The following is a 2,468-nucleotide window of genomic DNA, read 5'->3' on the forward strand; positions in this document are numbered from 1 at the left end:
TAACTGTTCAGCATTTATTCGCTGTGCGCAGCATGGCGAATAAATGCCTGTTGGACTAAGCCGTCCTTCAGGCTGCGATGCCGCTTCTATAGGGTATTGTATCGGCCGGAGTGCGGCCTGGAGCATCAAGTCGCCTGCGCACGGAGCTGTTGTGACACGTCCGGGCAGTATCTTGGGTCATGATCTTGGTCCCCTACTGGCCCAATTTATCCCAACGTAACGCGCCGGCTGGTCAAAAGCCATCGTCAGGACGAGTACCACCGCGGCCCGCCAGCGGGCCGGAGCGTCGAGTCCGTTGACTGGCCAACTCCGTGGTGTGTCTGGCGTTACCTCATGCTCGATAGCGTTGCCCCCTGTGGTTGGGTGGTCCGCCGAGGGTGGGTCGCCGAGGTGCGAGGGACCCGATTACCCGTAGCGTCGGTCGCCGGCAGTGCGGGCAGGTGTAGATTGGCTCCTTGGCGCTTTCGGTATTATCAGTATCTGGCGCCGTTTCAACGTCCGCCAACGCCTGGCGGATCTGTGCCAGGCGTCGTCGCCGGCAGCGATTGGCCAGAAAGCCGTAGTGACGGACTCGCATCAGCCCCTTGGGCAGCACGTGGAGCAGGAAGCGGCGCACGAATTCTTCGCCTTCGAGGACGAGCCGTTTGTGGCGGTCACGGTCAAGATAGTCCTTGTAGCGCAGGGTGACCTGATGATCGTCCACGGCGAGGATGCGAGCGTTACTGATGGCGATCTGACGGGTGTAGCGTGCCAGGTAACGGACCACGGCTTGGGTGTGCTCGAGGCAGTCCTTGCTGTAGACCACCCACTCGGTGGCCATCAGGGCATTGAGCTGGTCATCCACGTCACCGGGACGAGTGACTCGATGGAGCTCGCCGGCATTCGCCGCCCGGCGCAGAGCCCTCACCAGATGGCCGCGGAAGTGGCGCGACAGGGCCCGCACCGGGAACAGGTAATGGCTACGTGCCCCATGCCAGCGGCCATCGTCGCCCAAGGCACCGCCAGGGACCAGGCAGTGCAGATGCACATGCTGGCTCAGGTTCTGGCCCCAGGTATGGAGCACAGCGCTCATGCCCATGGCGCCGCCGAGGCGTTTGGGGTCGCGGCCGAAGGCGCGCAGCGTCTGCCAGGCGCTCTGGAACAGCAGCCGGTGGATCACCTCGGGATGCAGCTGAACCCAGCCGTTGAGGCTATGGGGCAACGTGAACACGACATGGTAGTAGCGCACCGGCAGGATATTCGCTTGCTGACGCTCGGCCCACTGGTGCATGGCACGGCCCTGGCACTGTGGGCAGTGGCGATCACGACAGCCGAAGTAGTGCGGCTGTTGGTGGTCGCAGTCTGTACACTGCAGGATCATGCCGCCCATCGCCTCGGTACGACAGGCCAGCAGGTGGTGGCATACCCGTTGGCGCTGGCGATCGAGATCGGTCGGGTTGAGAAAACGCACCAGGGCCTGTTGCAGAGTGGCGGTCTTAGCCATGCCCCACCTCCAGGCCAGCGACCAAGTCGATGGGGCCCTGGCCGGCCCCCTGCTGGCCCGGCAGCCAGTGCATATAGCGCATCGTCGACTGGACGCTGCGGTGGCCTAGCAGACGCTGCAGCTGATGCACCGGCAGCCCCTGTTCCAGCACATGCGTGGCATAGGCATGGCGCAGGCTGTGGATGCCTCCGATGCGGTCGACACCGGCCTGCCGCTTGGCCTTGCTAAAGGCCCTCTGTAGCGCACTCAGATGCAGCGCACGATCCGGGAATAGGGCACTCGGAAACAACCAGGTTCGCGGTCGATAGGCTCGCCAGTAATCGCGCAAGCGATCAATCAGGGTCGCCGTTAGCAGTACCATGCGATCCTTCGCGCCCTTGCCCTGCACGACTCGCAGCTGGCCACGCTGGCTGTCGATGTCGCTGACCCGCAAGTGGCAGACCTCGCTCACGCGTAGTCCGCAGCCATAGCACAGTTCGAGCATCATGCGATGCTTGGGGTTGTGGCACGCGGCCAGGATCCGCCTCACCTCGTCGCGCGTCAGCAGTTCCGGAATGCGCTGCGGTGCCTTTGGCACCACCAGCGATACCTCCACTGATGGCCAGTGCAGCACTTGCAGGTAGAGGAACCGCACACCGTATAGGTAGACGCGGCAGCTGGCGGCGGACAAACCGCGCTCCTGGACCAGGTGATGAAAAAAGTGCTGCAAGTCATCGGTGCTCAACGTGTCAGGCGAGCGGTGGAAGTAGCCCGCCAGCTCCGTGATCACCATCAAGTAGGTCGTATGGGTACGTTGGGCAAAGCCACGCTGACGCATGGCCTCGACCATCTTCTGTCGCAAGGCAGTCATCGTCATCACTCCTGTTCTCTGACCCACGTGGGTCAAAGAACAGTGTGGTGCGATGAGGCAAAAGACGTGCCTCGACGACGGCTTACCGGACAGCTACCGCGAAGCGGTTTAGTTCAACAGTGATTGGACTGCGCG

Annotated in this window: 2 protein-coding genes; both read right to left on the reverse strand. The window is 62.8% G+C overall.

The window, feature by feature from the left end; genetic code table 11:
* Positions 1-331 precede the first annotated feature (331 nt).
* On the reverse strand, positions 332-1,483 hold the full coding sequence (locus KPL81_RS20520) for an IS91 family transposase (protein WP_219793713.1): 1,152 nt from the start codon (positions 1,481-1,483) through the stop codon (positions 332-334).
* A complete protein-coding gene (locus KPL81_RS20525; RefSeq protein ID WP_219793714.1) occupies positions 1,476-2,333 on the reverse strand; it encodes a tyrosine-type recombinase/integrase in 858 nt (285 codons plus the stop codon). Before KPL81_RS20525 ends, KPL81_RS20520 begins: the two co-directional genes overlap by 8 nt.
* Between the last annotated feature and the right edge of the window lie 135 nt (positions 2,334-2,468).

This window comes from Billgrantia antri, from assembly GCF_019430905.1.
Lineage (GTDB): Bacteria > Pseudomonadota > Gammaproteobacteria > Pseudomonadales > Halomonadaceae > Halomonas > Halomonas antri.